This is a genomic window from Micromonospora sp. WMMD735, from assembly GCF_049178995.1.
Lineage (GTDB): Bacteria > Actinomycetota > Actinomycetes > Mycobacteriales > Micromonosporaceae > Micromonospora > Micromonospora wenchangensis.
The window spans coordinates 7,453,617-7,472,128 of the sequence record NZ_JBMHMJ010000002.1 but is presented as its reverse complement, the minus strand read 5'-3'; the positions used below and the strand labels follow the sequence as shown (position 1 = coordinate 7,472,128).

Annotated in this window: 11 protein-coding genes and 3 pseudogenes; 2 read left to right on the top strand and 12 right to left on the bottom strand. The window is 71.9% G+C overall.

What is annotated here, in order from left to right; genetic code table 11:
* Window positions 1-137: 137 nt before the first annotated feature.
* The 6 genes and pseudogenes from ACN268_RS32440 to ACN268_RS32415 form a co-directional block, all read right to left on the bottom strand.
* Window positions 138-949 (bottom strand): annotated as a pseudogene (locus ACN268_RS32440) (SDR family oxidoreductase).
* 125 nt (window positions 950-1,074) lie between these two features.
* Window positions 1,075-2,880, bottom strand: coding sequence for an aspartate--tRNA ligase (gene aspS / locus ACN268_RS32435; RefSeq protein WP_421481199.1), 1,806 nt, complete (start codon window positions 2,878-2,880; stop codon window positions 1,075-1,077).
* Between the two features lie 163 nt (window positions 2,881-3,043).
* Window positions 3,044-4,096: a S1 family peptidase gene (locus tag ACN268_RS32430; protein WP_421481198.1), complete on the bottom strand. Its 1,053-nt coding sequence runs from the start codon at window positions 4,094-4,096 to the stop codon at window positions 3,044-3,046.
* A gap of 954 nt (window positions 4,097-5,050) precedes the next feature.
* Window positions 5,051-5,986, bottom strand: coding sequence for an acyl-ACP desaturase (locus ACN268_RS32425; RefSeq protein ID WP_357930721.1), 936 nt, complete (start codon window positions 5,984-5,986; stop codon window positions 5,051-5,053).
* Window positions 5,987-6,059: 73 nt separating this feature from the next.
* Window positions 6,060-7,382 carry a histidine--tRNA ligase gene (gene hisS / locus ACN268_RS32420; RefSeq protein WP_421481197.1) on the bottom strand — a complete coding sequence of 441 codons (1,323 nt, stop codon included), beginning with the start codon at window positions 7,380-7,382 and terminating at the stop codon, window positions 6,060-6,062.
* Window positions 7,383-7,452: 70 nt separating this feature from the next.
* Window positions 7,453-8,172, bottom strand: coding sequence for an MBL fold metallo-hydrolase (locus ACN268_RS32415; protein ID WP_421481196.1), 720 nt, complete (start codon window positions 8,170-8,172; stop codon window positions 7,453-7,455).
* Window positions 8,173-8,432: 260 nt separating this feature from the next.
* Here ACN268_RS32415 and ACN268_RS32410 point away from each other — a divergent pair, with 260 nt between their 5' ends.
* Window positions 8,433-9,317 (top strand): peptidylprolyl isomerase, encoded by an 885-nt coding sequence (locus ACN268_RS32410; protein WP_421481195.1) that lies wholly within the window; start codon window positions 8,433-8,435, stop codon window positions 9,315-9,317.
* A 61-nt stretch (window positions 9,318-9,378) separates the two neighbouring features.
* Window positions 9,379-10,218 carry a peptidylprolyl isomerase gene (locus ACN268_RS32405; RefSeq protein WP_421486774.1) on the top strand — a complete coding sequence of 280 codons (840 nt, stop codon included), beginning with the start codon at window positions 9,379-9,381 and terminating at the stop codon, window positions 10,216-10,218.
* An 81-nt stretch (window positions 10,219-10,299) separates the two neighbouring features.
* Here ACN268_RS32405 and ACN268_RS32400 read toward each other — a convergent pair.
* From ACN268_RS32400 to ruvB, 6 genes and pseudogenes are all read right to left on the bottom strand, one after another.
* A pseudogene (locus tag ACN268_RS32400) lies at window positions 10,300-12,579 on the bottom strand (RelA/SpoT family protein); the annotation flags it as partial.
* Between the two features lie 432 nt (window positions 12,580-13,011).
* Window positions 13,012-13,578, bottom strand: a complete 567-nt coding sequence (locus ACN268_RS32395) for an adenine phosphoribosyltransferase (RefSeq protein WP_421486773.1) — start codon at window positions 13,576-13,578, stop codon at window positions 13,012-13,014.
* 99 nt (window positions 13,579-13,677) lie between these two features.
* On the bottom strand, window positions 13,678-14,874 hold the full coding sequence (secF, locus tag ACN268_RS32390) for a protein translocase subunit SecF (protein ID WP_421486772.1): 1,197 nt from the start codon (window positions 14,872-14,874) through the stop codon (window positions 13,678-13,680).
* Between the two features lies 1 nt (window position 14,875).
* Window positions 14,876-16,798, bottom strand: coding sequence for a protein translocase subunit SecD (gene secD, locus ACN268_RS32385; protein WP_421486771.1), 1,923 nt, complete (start codon window positions 16,796-16,798; stop codon window positions 14,876-14,878).
* 229 nt (window positions 16,799-17,027) lie between these two features.
* The gene (yajC, locus tag ACN268_RS32380; RefSeq protein ID WP_421486770.1) at window positions 17,028-17,393 is read right to left on the bottom strand and encodes a preprotein translocase subunit YajC; all 366 of its coding nucleotides are present in this window, start codon (window positions 17,391-17,393) and stop codon (window positions 17,028-17,030) included.
* A 120-nt stretch (window positions 17,394-17,513) separates the two neighbouring features.
* A pseudogene (gene ruvB, locus ACN268_RS32375) lies at window positions 17,514-18,497 on the bottom strand (Holliday junction branch migration DNA helicase RuvB); the annotation flags it as partial.
* Between the last annotated feature and the right edge of the window lie 15 nt (window positions 18,498-18,512).

Here is an 18,512-nt window from a genome sequence, read left to right as displayed (position 1 = left end):
AAACTGTGCGTCAGCGGGTCTGCGGCGGGTCGGAGGGCCGGCCGGGCGTGGGGCCGGCCGGGCGTGGGGCCGGCCGGGCGTGGGGCCGGCCGGGCGTGGGGCCGGCCGGGACATCGGGTTGGGCAGGGTGGGCGGGGTCAGCCGGCGAGGAGTTCGGCGACGCCGCGCAGTCGGGTCCGGAGCAGACCGGCCGCGCGGGAGGAGTCCAGGCGCACCTGCGTCGGGCGGACCAACCCCGACGACCGCCCGGTGGCGGTCGTCATCCCACCCGGGTCGAGCCCGTCCCGCCGGGCCACCAGCAACCCCAGTTCCGCCCGGCTGACCGCGTCGGGGCCGGCGACGTTGAGCAGCCCGGCGTACGACGACGTGGCCAGCTCCAGCACGGCGCGGGCCAGGTCGGTCACGTCGATCGGGCAGCGCAGCTCGTCGGTGAACAGGACGGCCCGCCCGGCGAGCGCCTCCCGGCAGAGTCGGATCTGCTTGCTGCCCTCCCCCACGATCAGTGAGGTACGCACCAGCACGGCGGACGGGTCGATCGCCCGGACCGCGGTCTCCGCCGCCGCCTTCGCCGCACCGTAGACGTGGATCGGGCTGGGCGGCTCGTCGTCGCCGTAGGGTTCGGGACGTCCACCGTGCAGCGCGTCGCTGGACAGGTGCACCAGCCGCGCCCCCACCTCGGCCGCCGCGTACGCGACGTGGGCCGCCCCGTCGGCGGTGACCGTCCAGTCGTCGGCACGGTACGCGGTCCCGACGACGACGTCCGGGCCCACCTCGGCGACCAGTCGGCGCACCGCGTCCCGATCGGTCACGTCCAGGCGGCGTGTCCCGACGCCCGGCACGGCCACCCGGCCGCCGTGGCAGGTCCCCACCACCGACCACCCGGCAGCGACCCCCGCCGGCACACCTCGCCCCCGAGAAACCCGCTCCCTCCCACCACGAGCATCCGCATCCCACCACTCTCCCGTAACGATCAAGAGGTTTGCGTCACCTCGCCGCGCGATGATGACGCAAACCTCTTGATCAACGATGCCGGGTGGGCCCGGCCGGACGGGACCGGGCTCCGGGTGGGGTGGGTCAGACCGGGTCGGCGACCGGGGCGGCCGGGCCGGCGGTGCCGGTGGACGCGGTGGCGGTGGGCTTGGGCTTGGCGTCGATGCCGGCCTCGGCGCGCTGCTGCCCGGTGATCGGGGTCGGGGCACCGGTCAGCGGGTCGAAGCCGCCCCGGGTCTTCGGGAAGGCGATCACCTCGCGGATCGAGTCGGCCCCGGCCAGCAGCATGCAGACCCGGTCCCAGCCGAACGCGATGCCGCCGTGCGGCGGGGCGCCGTACTTGAACGCCTCCAGCAGGAAGCCGAACTTGTCCTGCGCCTCGGCGGGGGTGATGCCGAGCAGGTCGAAGACCCGCTGCTGCACGTCGCCCCGGTGAATACGGATCGAGCCGCCGCCGATCTCGTTGCCGTTGCAGACGATGTCGTACGCGTACGCCAGCGCCCGGTCCGGGGCCTGCTCGAACCGGTCGACCCAGTCGGCGTTCGGCGAGGTGAACGGGTGGTGCACGGCCGTCCAGCCGCCCTCGTCCGTGCGTTCGAACATCGGCGCGTCGACCACCCAGCAGAACGCCCAGGCGCTCTCGTCGACCAGCTTGGCCCGCTTGGCGATCTCGATCCGGGCCGCGCCGAGCAGTTCCTGCGCCTCCCGGGTGTTGGTGCTGGCGGCGAAGAAGACCGCGTCGCCCGGCTTGGCCCCGACCGCGTCGGCCAGCCCGCCCAGGTGCTCGGCGGAGAGGTTCTTGGCCACCGGGCCGCGTGCCTCGCCGGTCTCGGCGTCCAGCACCACGTACGCCAGGCCCCGCGCGCCGCGCGCCTTGGCCCAGTCCTGCCAGCCGTCCAGCTCCTTGCGGGTCTGCGCCGCCCCACCCGGCATGACCACCGCGCCGACGTAGCCGCCCGCGTCGATCGCGCCGGCGAACACCCGGAAGGCGGTGCCGCGCAGGTAGTCGGTCAGCTCGGTCAGCTCCAGGCCGTAGCGCAGGTCGGGCTTGTCGGAGCCGTACCGGGCCATCGCGTCGTGCCAGGTGATCCGGGGGATCGGCCGGGAGATCTCGTGACCGGCCAGGTCCTTCCAGAGCGCCGCGACGATCGCCTCGCCGAGGTCGATCACGTCGTCCTCGGTGACGAAGGACATCTCGATGTCGAGCTGGGTGAACTCCGGCTGCCGGTCGGCCCGGAAGTCCTCGTCGCGGTAGCAGCGGGCGATCTGGTAGTACCGCTCCATGCCGCCGACCATCAGGAGCTGCTTGAACAGCTGCGGCGACTGCGGCAGCGCGTACCAGCTGCCGGGCTGGAGCCGGACGGGGACCAGGAAGTCGCGGGCGCCCTCGGGGGTGGACCGGGTCAGCGTCGGGGTCTCGATCTCCAGGAAGTCCCGCTCGTGCAGCACGGTGCGGGCGAGCTGGTTGGCCCGCGAGCGCAGCCGCATCGCCTTCGCCGGGCCGCTGCGGCGCAGGTCCAGGTAGCGGTAGCGCAGCCGGATGTCGTCGCCGGCCTCGACCTGGTCGTCCACCGGCAGCGGCAGCGGCGCGGCCTCGGAGAGCACCTCCAGCGCGCTGGCGGTCACCTCGATCTCGCCGGTGGGCAGCTCGGGGTTCTCGTTGCCCTCGGGGCGGCGGGTCACCTCGCCGGTGACCTTAACGCAGAACTCGTTGCGCAGCGCGTGCGCGTCCTCCTCGCGGAACACCACCTGGACCACGCCGGAGCCGTCGCGCAGGTCGACGAAGATGACACCGCCGTGGTCGCGCCGGCGGGCGACCCACCCGGCGAGCGTCACCGTGGTGCCGGCGTCCGTCGCGCGCAGGCTGCCGGCGTCATGGGTACGGATCACGACTTGCGTCTCCTCATCTGCGGTACGGCTGTTCCCCCGCATTGTGTCAGCCGCCCGGTCCGCCCGGTTGCGGGGTGAGCAAGGCCGGCCCGCCCACCGGACGCGCGGAACGGGCCGCCGGTGTCCCGACGGCCCGCTCCCGGGTTGGATCAACCGAGGTGGATCAGATGATGCTGACGCCGTAGACGCTCAGCGGCTCGGTGACCGGCTGGAAGTAGGTGGTGCCACCGCGGGTGCAGTTGCCACTGCCGCCGGAGGTGAGGCCGACCGCACTGCTGCCGCTGAACAGCGAACCGCCGCTGTCGCCCGGCTCGGCGCAGACGTTGGTCCGGATCAGGCCGGAGACCGAGCCCTCGGCGTAGTTCACCGTGGCGTTGATGGCGGTCACCGAGCCGCTCTTGAGGCCGGTGGTGCTGCCGGAGCGCTGCACGCTCTGGCCGACGTACGCGTTGGCGGCACCGGTGACGTCCCGGAAGCTGCCGTTGTAGAGGGACACGTTGCCGGTCGCGTTGGCGGCGTTGCTGTGCCGGACGATGCCGTAGTCGTTGCCCGGGAAGCTGGTGCCGGTACGGGTGCCGAGCACGCTGGTCTGGCCGGAGTTCGAGTACCAGGTCGAGCCGATGTTGGTGCAGTGCCCGGCGGTCAGGAAGAAGGTCTGACCGGCGCTGTTGCGGACGTTGAAGCCGAGCGAGCAGCGCCCGCCGCCGGTGTAGATCGCCTGGCCACCGGAGATCTTGGTGCTGAGCACCCCGGCCTCGGCCTCGACCCGGACGGTGCCACCGGTGCGCGCGGCGGCGGCCTTGACCCGCTCCAGCTTGGCGCCGGTGACGGTGCTGTCGACCGACACGACGACCTGGTTGGTGGCGGCGTCGGTCCACCACGCGGTGCCGGGGATCTTGGCCGACCGCTCCAGCTCGGCGGTGGCGGAGCGGAGCTGCGCCGCGCCCCGGGTGACCAGCTTCGGGACCGCACCGGCGGCGCGGACCTGCTTGGCGGCGGCGGTGTCGGTGACGGTGACGACCATCTTGCCGGCGGCGTCGGCGTAGGTGCCGGCGGCGCGGTCACCGAGACGCTCGGCCAGGCTGGCGGCGGCGTCGGGGGATGCGGGCGAGGCGGGGGCCGCCTGGGCGGGGGCACCCATGAGCGCGCCGGTGACCAGGGTCCCGGCCATGGCGACGGCGGCGGCGTGTCGGAGTGAGGACCTCGTGGGTCGCATGCAACAACCTCCGGAAGGGGGTGACGGGCGGCGTCACGGGGACGCACCCGGGGACAACCCGGCCGACCTGGGGAAACCGGCCGAGTGACTGAAGTATTCACATATTTAAGATCGTTATCAAGACATGCGTTTGCCCGGATTCACCCCACCAGCGGTTATGACGGTCAGGCAACACCATGGACACATCCATGTCAGACCCTCCGCCGACCCGTCCCCGCCTCCACGGACGGTCGGGCGGGCACGGTCACCGCCGCGGGCCCGACGCACGCGGCCGCGCCCCGTCCCCGCGCCCGGTCCCGCAGGCGCCGCCGCCGCTCCCGCCGACGCACCGACCGGGGCCGGCCCGCCCCGGCACCGTCCGGCGAACCCCGGTGACACCGACCCGGCCACGGTCACGATGGCGGGCAATGCCCCGGCCACAGACCAGGACGTCTCGCGCCCGCAGGCCCGGTGGCGACAGGGAACGACCGCCCTCGACACCCGTCACCGCGAGTCACCACCGGTCGACCCCGCCCTACGACGGTTGTCCCCCTTCGCTCTGCCGCCCCCGCCGCGACGGTTACCCGGGCTAGCCGCGCATCAGGGAACCGCCGAACCACACGCCGCAAGAAGCAGCAGCTCGGGACGGCTCCGCTTCGATGTCAGCAGAGCACAGCGCGGAAGGGCAGGAATGCGAGGAAGGCGCATCAGTCACAGCGCGTCACGTCAGTCGATTCATCACCGAGTGTTACCGACGTCGGGGGACGGACGGGGCATCCGGGTCGGCGGCAGACCCGCGACGCGGCGGGGCCGGGAGATCCGTCCCCGACGGCGCGGCACGCCGACGCGCCCGCCGCACGGCACACCCGACGCGCCCACCGCAGGGGACGGCGACGTGGGCGCAACACACACCCGTGACTGCGAGCCGGAGCGGGCAGGCACGGGTGTGGTGAACCGCCGGAGGGGACGATCAGGTCAGGCGCGGGCGGCCAGCTTGGCGGCCCGGGCGTCGCGCTTCTCCTCGAACCGGGACGCGGCCTGCTCCAGGCCGTCCAGGTGGGCGGCGATCCGGTCACGGGCGGCCTCACCCTCGGCGCCCAGGCCGGCGACGTTGAACACGTCCCACTGGCGCAGCACCGGGGCGACCACGTCGTCGCGGTGCTGACGCAGGTCGTAGATGCCGGCCAGGGCGATCGTCACCGACTTGCGGGTGAAGCCCTCGATACCGACGCCGGGCATCTGGAAGTCCTCCAGCACCTCGGCGATCGCCCGCATCGTCTGGTCGGGGGCCACCTCCAGGGCCGCCCCGAGCAGGTTGCGGTAGAAGACCATGTGCAGGTTCTCGTCGGCCGCGACCCGGCTCAGCAGCGCCTCGCAGACCGGGTCCCCGGTGATCCGGCCGGTGTTGCGGTGCGAGATCCGGGTGGCCAACTCCTGGAACGACACGTACGCCAGCGAGCGCAGCATCGACGAGTCGTGCGAGTTGGTGTAACCGGCGGTCATGTGCACCATCCGGGCCCGCTCCAGGGCGACCGGGTCGACCGCCCGGGTCACCGTCAGGTAGTCCCGGATGGCGGTGCCGTGCCGGCCCTCCTCGGCCGTCCACCGACCCACCCAGGTCCCCCACGCCCCGTCCGGTCCGAACAGGCTGGCGATCTGGTGATGGTACGAGGGCAGGTTGTCCTCGGTGAGCAGGTTGACGATCAGCGCCGTACGGGCCACCTCGGGCAGGGTCGAGTCCCCCTCCGACCACGCCTCGCCGCCGAGCGGGCCGTCGAAGGTGCGCCCCTCGCTCCACGGCACGTACTCGTGCGGGAACCACTCCTTGGCCATCGACAGGTGACGGTCGAGGTTCTTGGCGACCACGGGTTCGAGTTCGTGCAGCAGCGCGGTCTGGCTCAGCTCGGTCACAGGGCCCCTCCCTACGGTGGCGTAACTTACGCCACCGTAGGTCCCCGTCGGCGTACGCGCCAGTAACTGAGACTCAGCCGACCAGCGGCTTCAGATCGGCGTGGGGCGGCGTCCACTCGGCCGGTACGGCGTCCACCTGCTCGCCCGAACGGATGTCCTTCACCTGGTGACCCTCGGCACCCGGGAACCACACGTACGGGATGCCGCGCCGCTCGGCGTAGCGGATCTGCTTGCCGAACTTCGCCGCGCTCGGCGACACCTCCGTCGGCACGCCCCGCGAGCGCAGCGCCTCCGCCACGGCGTTGCTGGCCGCCCGCTCCTCCTCCGCCGCGACGGCCACCAGCACGCAGGTCGGCACGCTGCGCGAGATCGACAGCGCCTCGGCACCGAACAGCAGCCCGAGCAGCCGGGTCACCCCGATCGAGATCCCCACCCCCGGGTACGACACGCTCCCGGCGCTGGCCAGGTTGTCGTACCGGCCGCCGGAGCAGATCGAACCGAACCGCTCGTAGCCGACCAGCTGGGTCTCGTAGACCGTGCCGGTGTAGTAGTCCAGACCCCGGGCGATCCGCAGGTCGGCGACGCACAGCCCCGGCGCGTGCGCGGCGGCCGTCTCCACCACCGCGACCAGTTCGGCGACACCCTCGTCGAGCAGCGGATCGCGCACCCCGAGGGCGTGCACCGCGTCGGCGAAGGACGCGTCCGGCGCGGAGATCCCGGCCAGCGCCAGGCAGGCGTCGGCCTGCGCCGCGCTCGCCCCCGCCGTCTCGGCCAGCAGGTCGGCCACCTTCGCCGGGCCGATCTTGTCGAGCTTGTCGACCGCGCGCAGCGCCGCCTCCGGGTCGGTCAGCCCGATGCCCCGGTAGAAACCCTCACAGATCTTGCGGTTGTTGACCTGGATCAGCACCGGCGGGACGGGCAGCGACCGCAGCGCGTCCCCGATCACCAGCGGCATCTCGGCCTCGTAGTGCGCCGGCAGGGTGTCCCGGTCGACGATGTCGATGTCGGCCTGGAGGAACTCCCGGTAGCGCCCCTCCTGCGGGCGCTCGCCCCGCCACACCTTCTGGATCTGGTAGCGGCGGAACGGGAACTGGAGCTTGCCGGCGTTCTCCAGCACGTAGCGGGCGAACGGCACGGTCAGGTCGAAATGCAGCCCGAGCGCGTCGTCACCGGCCGGGCCGTCCGCGTCGGCCTGCAACCGGCGCAGCAGGTAGACCTCCTTCGAGGTCTCCCCCTTACGCAGCAACTGGTCCAGCGGCTCCACCGACCGGGTCTCCAGCGGGGCGAACCCGTACAGCTCGAAGGTGTGCCGGATCCGGTCGAGGACGAACTGCTCGATCATCCGCTGCGAGGTGGTCCACTCCGGGAAACCGGAGATGGGCGTGGGCTTGCTCATGACGTACTCCTTGCGGGTCCGCGCCGGGCGCGGTGGGATCGACAGGTCCGCGTGCGGCGCGGAGGAACGACTAGAGGCCCCGGGTGGGGGCGGCCGGATGTGCGCCGTCCGGGTCGGCCAGGTCGGCGAGGTACGGGTTACGTGCCCGCTCCCGGCCGATGGTGGTCGCCGGGCCGTGGCCGGGCAGCACCACGGTGTCGTCGGCGAGTGGGAGGACCTTCTCCCGCAAGCTGGTCAGCATCCGGGGCATGCTGCCGCCCGGCAGGTCGGTGCGGCCGATCGAGCCGGCGAACAGCACGTCACCGGAGAGGCAGACCTGGTCGGCCTCCCAGGGCGAGCCGGCACCGGGCAGCCGGAACAGCACCGACCCGCCGGTATGGCCGGGCGCGTGGTCGACGGTGATCTCCAGGCCGGCCAGCGCCAGCGTCGCCCCGTCGGTCAGCTCCGCGACGTCGTCGGGCTCGGAGTACGGCAGGCGGCCGCCGAACAGCCCGGCGAGGTCCATCGACAGCGCCTTGGTCGGGTCGGCCAGCAGCTCCCGGTCCTCCGGGTGCACGTACGCGGGGATGCCGCGTGCGCCGCAGACCGGCGCGACGGAGAAGGTGTGGTCGAGGTGGCCGTGGGTGAGCAGCACGGCGGCCGGGTGCAGGCGGTGCTCGGCGAGCACGGCGTCGAGCCGGTCGAGCACCCCGATACCGGGGTCGACCACCACGCACTGCTCCCCCGGCGCGGTCGCCACCACGTAGCAGTTGGTGCCGAAGGCGTCCGCGGGAAAGCCGGCCACGAGCACGTCCGCTCCCCTTCCGTCTCAGTCGTCCGTCTCCTGGGCAGCCTAGTCGTCGGCGCGATCCGATATCCGCGCCCACCCGTACCACGGGCCCCGCACGGCACAGTGACGCACTTTGATAAACCCAGGCCGGCCCTCGTACACCACTTTCACAGCAGGTACCCGTACACTCTGGCGGGCGTGTGGCGTGGCGCACCTGCGGGCACGGCGGGCGCGCACGGCCCGACCGCCGGTGACGACCAGGGTAGAGGAGGGGAGCACGGGTGGCTTCCAGCAGGGACCGGCAGCGCAAGCTCGCGCGGGAGAAGCTCGACCGGCAGTTGGCCCGGCGGGCCGCCGCCGCCCGACGGCGTCGGCAGATCCAGGCCGGGGTCGGTGCGGCAGTGGTGCTGGTGCTGATCGTGGCCGGTGCGGCGTGGGGGCTGGGTGCCTTCGACAGCGACCCCGAGCCGAAGGCCGCCGAGGACGTCTGCCTCTGGACGCCGCAGGACGCCGCCGCCAACACCAACCTCAAGGACGTCGGCACCCCGGCCACCAAGGATCTGCCCACCACCGGGGTACGCACGATGACCATCGACACCGACCAGGGCGGCCCGATCACCGCCGAACTGGATCTCGCCGGGGCCCCCTGCGCCGGGGCGAGCATCGCCCACCTGGCCGGCACGTCGTTCTACGACAACACCAAGTGCCACGAGATCACCACCGAGGGCGCGCTGCGCTGCGGCGACCCGAGCGGCACCGGGCTCGGCGGCCCCAGCTACTCGTTCTACAACGAGAACGTGCCGACCGCACCCGAGGCGAGCCCCTCGGCCAGCCCGCAGCCCGGGCAGCCGCCGACGTACCCCAAGGGCACGGTCGCGATGATCGGCAACCCGCCGGGCGCCAACGGCAGCCAGTTCCTGCTCTTCTTCAAGGACTCCAGCCCGGCCCAGCCCGCGTACCCGATCATCGGCCGGATCACCGGCGGCCTCGACGTGGTCGAGAAGATCGGCGCCCTGCCGACCGTGGACAACGGGGCGGGCGCCAAGGTCAAGCCGAAGACCGACGTGGTGATCCGCAAGCTCACCGTCGGCGAGGCGCAGGCCGCCCCGGCACCGGCGACCGGCTCCCCGGCCGCGTCCCCGGCGGCCAGCCCGAGCGCCGGCTGAGCCGGCCCACAACCCGTACCTGCGGCCCCGCCGCGCCAGAGAAAGCCCAGGAGGAGTGACCGTGACGTCCACGAGAGAGCGGCAGCGCGCGGCGGCGCGGGCCCGACTTGAGCGGGAGATGGCCGAGCGTTCGGCCAAGGCCCGTAAGCGCCGGCAGACGCAGGCGATCGTCGGGGCCGCCGCCATCCTGGTGCTCGTGGTCGCCGGCACCGTCTGGTTGGCGACCAGCCTCGGTGGCGACGACGACGACAGCAAGCAGCAGGCCGCCGGCACCGAGGGCTTCTCGCAGTGCGCCTACACCGAGACGCCGAAGGAGGGCCGGCCGGCCCAGGTCAAGGACGTCGGGCTGCCCCCGAACCAGCAGGCCAACAAGGGCACCCAGACGATGACCATCGACACCAACCTGGGCCCGATCGTCGCCAAGCTCGACCGGACCAAGGTGCCCTGCACCGCCGGCAGCTTCACCCACCTGGCCAGTAAGGGCTTCTTCGACAACACCAAGTGCCACCGGCTGGTGACCGAGGGCATCAAGGTGCTCCAGTGCGGCGACCCGAGCGCGACCGGCAAGGGCTGGCGGCAGACCGACGGCACCGGCGGGCCGAGCTACGCCATGGCCGAGGAGAACCTGCCGACCGACAAGCGGCCCCCCTACCCGGAGGGCGTCATCGCGATGGCCAACGCCGGGCAGGGCAGCACCGGCAGCCAGTTCTTCATCGTCTACGGCGACTCGCAGCTCGACCCGAACTACACCGTGCTGGGCACCATCACCTCCGGCATGGACCTGGTCAAGCAGGTCGGGGCGGCCGGCGACGACAAGGCGTACGCGCAGCAGGCGGGGGGTGGCCACCCCAAGAAGGAGGTCACCATCACCAAGCTGACCATGAGCGACATCGAGAGCTGACCCGCAGCGTACGACGAAGCGCCCGCCGGCTGAGCCGGCGGGCGCTTGTCGTGTCAGGTGACTACGGGACGCGGCCGACGGTCAGGCGCCGGAGGTGACCCGATAGGCGTCGAAGACCCCGTCGACCTTGCGCACGGCGGCCAGCAGGTGCCCCAGGTGCTTCGGGTCGGCCATCTCGAAGCTGAACCGGCTCACCGCCACCCGGTCCCGGGTGGTGGTGACCGTCGCCGACAGGATGTTGACCCGTTCCTCGGAGAGCACCCGGGTGACGTCGGCCAGCAGCTTGTGCCGGTCGAGGGCCTCCACCTGGATGGCCACCAGGAACGTCGAGGCGGAGGTGAGCTTCCAGCTGACCTCCACCACCCGCTCGACCTGGGCCCGCAGGTCCTCGGCGTTGGCGCAGTCGTCGCGGTGCACGCTGACCCCGCCGGAGCGGGTGACGAACCCGAAGACCGAATCCGGGGGCACCGGCGTGCAGCACCGGGCCAGCTTGATCCAGACGTCGCTGACGCCCCGCACCACCACGCCGGGGTCGCTGCTGTTCTGCCGGCTGTGCGGCGGACGGGTGGCGACGGCGGTCTCGGCGATGTCCTCCGCCGCGCCCTCCTCACCGCCGTACGCGGCCATCAGCTTCTGCACCACCGACTGCGCCGACACCTGGCTGTCGCCGACCGCCGCGTAGAGCGAGGCGACGTCGGCGAGGTGCAGGTCCCGGGCGATCGCCATCAACGCGTCGGAGGTGAGCATCCGCTGCAACGGCATGCCCTGCTTACGCATCGCCTTGACGATCGAGTCCTTACCGGCCTCGATCGCCTCCTCACGCCGCTCCTTGTTGAAGTACTGGCGGATCTTGGTACGCGCCCGGGGACTCTTGACGAAGCTCAGCCAGTCCTGCGTCGGGCCCGCCGTGTCGGACTTCGAGGTGAAGATCTCGATCACGTCGCCGTTGGACAGCGTCGACTCCAACGGCACCAGCTTGCCGTTGACCCGCGCCCCGATGCACTTGTGCCCCACCTCGGTGTGCACCGCGTACGCGAAGTCCACGGGCGTCGACCCCGTCGGCAACGGGATGACGTCGCCCTTCGGGGTGAAGACGTACACCTCCTGGCTGGACAGGTCGAACCGCAACGCGTCGAGGAACTCCGACGGGTCGGCGGCCTCCCGCTGCCAGTCCAGCAACTGCCGCAGCCAGGTCATCTCGTCGATGTGCGCGGGCGGGCCGACGATCTGGGTGCCCTTGTGCTCCTTGTACTTCCAGTGCGCGGCGATGCCGAACTCGGCGGTGCGGTGCATCGCGTAGGTGCGGATCTGCATCTCCACCGGCTTGCCGGTGGGCCCGATGACCGTCGTGTGCAACGACTGGTACATGTTGAACTTGGGCATCGCGATGTAGTCCTTGAACCGGCCCGGCACCGGCTGCCAGTTGGCGTGGATGACCCCCAGCGCCGCGTAGCAGTCCCGCACCGTGTCGACCAGGATCCGCACCCCGACCAGGTCGTAGATGTCGTTGAAGTCCCGCCCCCGCACGATCATCTTCTGGTAGATCGAGTAGAGGTGCTTCGGCCGGCCGGTCGTCTCCGCCTTGATCTTGGCGGCCTTGAGATCGGTGCCGACCTTCTGGGTGACCTGCTTGAGCAGCGACTCCCGCTGCGGCTGGTGCTCCCCGATCAGCCGGAGGATCTCCTCGTACCGCTTGGGGAACAGGGTGCCGAAGGCCAGGTCCTCCAACTCCCACTTGATCGTGTTCATACCGAGCCGGTGGGCCAGCGGGGCCAGGATCTCCAGCGTCTCCTTGGCCTTCTGCTCCCGCTTCGGGGCCGGCAGGAAGGACAGCGTCCGCATGTTGTGCAGCCGGTCGGCCAGCTTGATCACCAGGACCCGGGGGTCCTTCGCCATCGCCACGACCATCTTGCGGATCGTCTCCGCCTTGGCCGCGTCGCCCAGCTTGACCTTGTCCAGCTTCGTCACACCGTCGACGAGCAGGGTGACCTCGGGGCCGAAGTCGACCTTCATCTGGTCGAGGGTGTACTCGGTGTCCTCGATGGTGTCGTGCAGCAGGGCCGCCACCAGCGTGGTGGTGTCCATCCCCAGGTTGCCCAGGATGGTCGCCACCGCCAGCGGGTGGGTGATGTACGGGTCACCGGACTTGCGGTACTGGCCGGAGTGCCAGCGCGCGGCGGTGTCGAAGGCCCGCTGGAGCAGCCGGGCGTCGGCCTTCGGATGGTTCTCCCGGTGGCTGGCGATCAGCGGTTCGAGGACCTCGCTGACCTGGGAGGTCTGCCACGGGGCGTTGAACCGGGCCAGCCGCGCCCGGACCCGACGACCGGTCGGGGCGTTGGAGAGCGCGAAACCACCGCTCGGCGACGGGTCGTCGTCGAACGACGCCCCCACCGCCAGGCCGTCCGGCGTGCCGCCGACGTCGTCGCCGGCCCCCGTCGGGCCGGCCGCCGGATCGTTGTTCCGAGCGGTCACCGCGCCGTCAGCGTCGCCTGTCGGGTGCACCGTGCCCTCCACCGGAGGAACGACATCGTGGGACACCGGCCTCCTCACCGATCGCCGGGACCACGCCGGCCGTACGGCCGACGCCTGACTTGCCGAACCGGCCGTCACGCCGGCGTGTTCCCCGCCGGCCGCCGCCGGGTCGGTGGCACTGCCCGCCGGCCCTGCGGCCGGCACCTGACCACCGCCCGGACGGGTGACCGTCCGGTCAGCAATGGGCAATGCTACCCGCACGGTAGGTGCCGTGCCGCTCCGCCGGACGGTCCGTCCCAGGTCGGCGGGACGACCCAGGAATCAAACGGTCAGCAGGGCATGGACCGGACGCCCGGCGAGCCGTTCCCGCCCGCCCAGGAAGCCCAACTCCAGCAGCACGGTGAACCCGGCCACCGTGCCGCCGGCCCGCTCCACCAGTCCGAGGGTCGCCTCGGCGGTGCCGCCGGTGGCCAGCACGTCGTCGACCACCAGCACCCGGTGCCCGGCGGTGAAGGCGTCCTGGTGCACCTCCAGCGTCGCCTCGCCGTACTCCAGGGCGTAGGAGGCCGCGTACGCCGGCCGGGGCAGCTTGCCCCCCTTGCGTACCGGCACCACCCCCATCCCGGTCGCGTACGCGATCGCGGCGGCGATCACGAAACCCCGGGCCTCGATGCCGACCACGATGTCGAAGTTGTCCCGCCCGTGGTGGTCGATGATCCCGTCGATCACCTCACGGAACACGTCGCCGTCGGCGAACAACGGCATCAGGTCCTTGAACATGACCCCGGGCTTGGGGAAGTCCGGCACGTCCAGTACCCGGCTGGCGACCAGCCGGGCCACCTGCGGGCCGCTGTCCCCGCGTACACCGGTGCTGTGGGTCTCCGTCACGGTGGTCGGCTCTCCTTCGATACGACGACGGCGTCCGTCACGCTGCTCGCACAGCATGGCGGACGCCGTCGACTCGACGTGGGGCGGGTGGCCCGTCGGTCAGCGCCGCTTCGCGCCACCGGGCCGGTTGCCGCCGCCCCCGGCGGGACGGCCGCCCCGGGCACCGGCCGACCGCTTGGCCGCCGGACGCGCGCCGACCTTCGGTGCGCTGCCGGCCAGGGCCGCCGCCTCCGGGTCGATCGGCTCGTCGGTGGCCTCCTCGGCTGCGGCCTGCCGCGCACCGCGCGGGGTGATCTCGCCCCGGGCGATGGCGCCCCGGCGGGCCAGCACCCGCTTGGTGTGCGCGTCGATCCGCGGGTCCTGGTTCTTGAGCAGCACCAGCAGCGGGGTGGAGAGCAGGATCGAGGTCAGGAACGCCATCGCCATACCGACGAACAGCACCAGGCCCAGGTCCTTCAGGGTGCCCGCGCCGAGCAGGCCGGCACCGATGAAGAGCAGACCGCCGACCGGGAGCAGGGCGACCACCGAGGTGTTCAACGACCGCATCAGGCTCTGGTTGAGCGCCAGGTTGGCCGCCTCGCCGTAGGTCTGGTTGTTGTTGGCGGTGATGCCCCGGGTGTTCTCCTGGACCTTGTCGAAGACCACCACCACGTCGTAGAGCGCGAAGCCCAGGATGGTGAGGAACCCGATGATCGTCGACGGGGTGACCTCGAAGCCGACCAGCGAGTAGATACCGGCGGTGAGGATCAGGTTCATGAACAGCGAGATGATCGCGGCGACCGCCATCCGCCACTCGAACCGCAGCACCAGGTAGGCGGCCACCACGAGGACGAAGATGACCAGGCCGAGCAGCGCCCGGGAGGTGACCTGGCTGCCCCATGCCTCGCTGACCTGGCTGCCGCTGATCTGGTCGGCGTTGATGCCGAACTCGTCGGCCATCTTGGCCTTGACCGCGTTGGCCTGGTCGGCGCTGAGCTGCGAGGTGCGCAGCTCGTAGTACTCGCCGCTGGTGCTGCCGACCTTCTGCGCGGTCACCACCTCGGCACCGCCGCCCTCGGCCGCCAGCGCCTCGTCGACCTTGCTCTCGGCCTGCTCCAGGGTGCCGACGCTGGCCGGCACCTGGAACGAGTTGCCGCCGGCGAACTCGATGCCCAGGCTGAAGCCGCGAACCGCGAAGCTGAGCACGGCGATCAGCACCAGCACCCCGGCGACGGTGAACCACAGCTTGCGCCGGCCGACGATGTTGAGACCGGCCTCGCCCCGGTAGAGCCGGGACGCCAGACCACTCTTAGCCATCTCAGGCCTCCTTGACGCGCGGGTTGCGGGCGGTGCCCGGCTCGGCCGACCGGGCGGGCAGGGCCCGACCGAGGCCGCTGACCCGCGGCGACAGGAACGCCGGGGTCCGGGCGAACATCGTCATGATCGGGTGCCGGAACAGGAAGACGACCACCAGGTCGAGCACGGTCGCCAGGCCGAGGGCGAAGGCGAAGCCCTTCACCGTGCCGACCGAGACGATGTAGAGGACCACGGCGGACATCAGGGTGATCGCGTTGGCCGAGATGATCGTCCGGCGGGCCCGGATCCAGGCCCGGGGCACCGCGCTGCGTGGGCTGCGCCCCTCCCGGATCTCGTCCTTGAGCCGTTCGAAGTAGATGACGAACGAGTCCGCCGCCACACCGAGCGAGACGATCATGCCGGCGATGCCGGCGAGGGTGAGGGTGAAGCCAATCGACCGGCCGAGCACCACCAGCGCGCCGAAGACCAGCAACGCGGAGAGCACCAGGCTCAGGAAGATGACCGAGCCGAGCAGCCGGTAGTAGAAGAACGAGTAGATGATGACCAGCAGCATGCCGATGCCGGCGGCCAGCAGACCGGCCCGCAGGTGGCTGTCGCCCAGCGTCGCGGTGACGTTCTGCTGCTCCTGCGGCACGAAGGTGACCGGCAGCGCGCCGTAGCGCAGCTGGCTGGCCAGCGCGTTGGCCGACGTGTTGTCGAAGCTGCCGGTGATCTGCGAGTCGCCGGTGAGCACGCCCTGGATCTCGGGCGAGGAGACGATCTCGTTGTCCAGCACCACGGCCACCCGGCACTTGCCGTCCTGGCCGAGAGCGGTCTGGTCGCAGGCACCACCGGTGTTGTTGAACGCCTCGCGGGTCAGCTCGGTCCACTTGGACTGGCCGTCGCCGGTGAAGTTCAGGCTGACCACCCAGGTGCTGGCCTGGTCGAGGACCGCGTTGGCGTCCTTGACGTCGGTGCCGAGCACCTTGGCCTGGTCGAGCAGGTACTTCGCCGCGCCACCCTCACAGGCGACCACCTGCTGCTTCTCGTCCTTGATCGACGCGGGGGGCCGCTTGTCGAGCTGGGCGCAGGTGATGGTCGGCACGTTGAACTGCATCTGCGGGGTCAGTACCGCGACCTCCTGCGGGGAGAGCGTGCCGAACGGCTTGAACGTCTCCGCCAGGGCCGGGTTGGTGGCCAGGTCGGCCGGGGCCTGGAGTCCGCTCGCGGCGGCCCAGGCGGCCGCGCCGACCTTCTTCTCGACGGCCTTGCGCTGCTCCTCGATGCTCTGCGACACCGGCGCCTCGCTGGCGCTGGGCGAGGCGGCCGGGGCGCTCGGCGAGGCCGACCCGGACGGGGTGGCGCTGGCGCTCGGCGCGGGGGCGCCGCCGCCCTGCCCACCGGCGCTCGGCGAGCCGGACACCTTCGGCGACGCGCTGCCGGAGGCCTTCGGCGAGGCGCTGCCCGACGGGGCGGGCGACGCGCTGCCGGACGGGGCCGGCGAGGCGCTGCCCGACGGTGCCGGGGCGGCGACCGTGCCGCTGCCGTCGGCGGCCTTGAGCACCTTGCGGAAGCGCAGCTCCGCGGCGCTGCCGACGTCGGTCAGCTCCCGGTTCTCACCGGGCAGGGAGATGACGATGTTCCGGTTGCCCTCGGTGACCACCTCGGCCTCGGCCACGCCGTAGGCGTTGACCCGGCTCTCGATGATCTGCCGGGCCTCCTCCAGGTTGGCCGACGTCGGGGGCTTGCCGTCGATGGTGTTGGTCGCCTCCAGCGTCAGCCGGGTGCCACCGATCAGGTCCAGGCCGAGCCGCGGCTCCAGCCGGTCCTTCCAGCCGCCGCTGGCACCGCCCGAGAAGAACACCAAGGAATAGAGGACGACGAAGATGAACCCGAGCACGGCGAGCTGCCGCCCGGGGCGCATCTGTCCCTGAGGTGGTGCCACGGCTGTCTGTCTCCCTGTAACGGTCGCGCCGCCGGCGCAGCGGCGACGAGGTCGGAGCGGGGTTCCCGCCCCGACGTGCTCTGCGCGGGCCACTCCCGACCGACGGCACGGCGCACCACCGCCGACGTGGTGGCGTCGGGCGGACGGTGCGGGTGCCGACCCTGGGGACCGGCCCACCTATCCAGTTGTCCCGCCGCTACCCGCCCGTGGTGCCGGACGGGTGGCGGCCTCACTCCTTGACGACTTCCGCGTCCTCGGTGACCGGCTCGTCGGCCTCGGGGCGCTCGGCCCGGGTGACCACCCGGGCGATGGCCGGCCGGGCGTAACGGGTCTGCACGCCGGGGGCCACCTCCAGCAGCACGGTGTCGTCCTCGACACCCACGACCGTGCCGTAGAGCCCGCCGATGGTGACGACCTCGTCACCGGGGCCGAGCGCGGACTGCATGGCCTCGGCCTCGCGGCGGCGCTTCTGCTGCGGCCGGATCATCATGAAGTACATGACCCCGAAGAGCAGGGCGATCATGAGGATCGGCGTCAGACTGCCGGCGCCTCCGCCGGACTGTGCTGCGTAAAGCACGGTGTGCGACCTTCCCATTGGCCCCCGTCCCGGTACGTGCGCACCGGAGCGGAGGCGGATATTCACATCCTGTACAGACCGCGGCGAGTCTAATCCCTGCACCTGGGAACGCCGAATGCGGCGCAGATCACGTTCAGATCACGGTGGATCGGGCGCGTTCGAGAAGAGATCGGGCACGGCGGGGGCTTCCACACCGAATGTACCATTTGGTGGGGTGCGGCCGAGGTGTCGCCAGGCGGCCTCGGTGGCCACCCGCCCCCGGGGCGTACGGGCCAGCAGCCCGGCGCGGACCAGGAACGGCTCGCAGACCTCCTCCACCGTGTCCGGCTGCTCCCCCACCGCCACCGCCAGGGTGGACAGGCCCACCGGACCACCCCGGAACGAGTCGACCAGCGCGGTCAGCACCGCCCGGTCCAGCCGGTCCAGGCCGAGGGCGTCCACGTCGTACACGGTCAGGGCGGACCGGGCGGTCTCCAGGGTGACCACGCCGTCGGCCCGGACCTCGGCGTAGTCGCGCACCCGGCGCAGCAGCCGGTTGGCGATCCTGGGCGTGCCCCGGGACCGGCCGGCGATCTCCACCGCCCCCTCCGGGGTGATCGGCACGCCCAGGATGCGCGCCGAGCGGTGCAGCAGCGCCTCCAGGTCGGCCGGGGAGTAGAAGTCGAGGTGCGCGACGAAGCCGAAGCGGTCCCGCATCGGGCCGGTCAGCAGGCCGGACCGGGTGGTCGCGCCGACCAGGGTGAACGGCTCCACGTCGAGCGGGATCGCGGTCGCCCCCGGGCCCTTGCCGACGATCACGTCGACCCGGAAGTCCTCCATCGCGCTGTAGAGCAGTTCCTCCGCCGGCTTGGCGATCCGGTGGATCTCGTCGATGAACAGCACGTCGCCCTCGGCGAGGCTGGTCAGGATGGCGGCCAGGTCGCCGGAGCGCTCGATCACCGGCCCGCTGGTCACCCGGATGCCCGAGCCCAGCTCGGCGGCCACGATGTTGGCCAGGGTGGTGTTGTGGACCACGAAATCGTTCACGGTGAAGGTGTGGTCGCCGTCGACGGTCAGGCAGCGGCAGCGGTGCAGACCGACCGGTTCCACCGAAGCCACCCGATCGGCGGCGAGCTGCTCTTCGAAGCGGTCCCTGCG